The following is a 210-nucleotide window of genomic DNA, read 5'->3' on the forward strand; positions in this document are numbered from 1 at the left end:
TTGCTTTCAACTGCTCATTTGGTTCAGAAATAGTTTTCATCATTTCACCTAAAATGTGAAGTCTACCTTCTTTAGCTTGCATTAATGCTTTTTCAAGAATTTCATGCGCTAAACCGTCAACTTTGATGTCCATTTGACAAGCCGTGATACCATCTTTAGTTCCTGTAACTTTGAAGTCCATATCTCCTAAATGATCCTCATCACCTAAGA

At 36.2% G+C, this 210-nt stretch carries 1 protein-coding gene; it reads right to left on the reverse strand.

Going from position 1 to position 210, the window contains the following annotated elements; translation table 11 throughout:
• A partial coding sequence (locus NO357_RS21365; protein ID WP_306737788.1) for a hypothetical protein occupies positions 1-210 on the reverse strand: 210 nt, incomplete at both ends.

It is taken from the genome of Marimonas arenosa (assembly GCF_030848945.1).
Lineage (GTDB): Bacteria > Pseudomonadota > Alphaproteobacteria > Rhodobacterales > Rhodobacteraceae > Marimonas > Marimonas arenosa.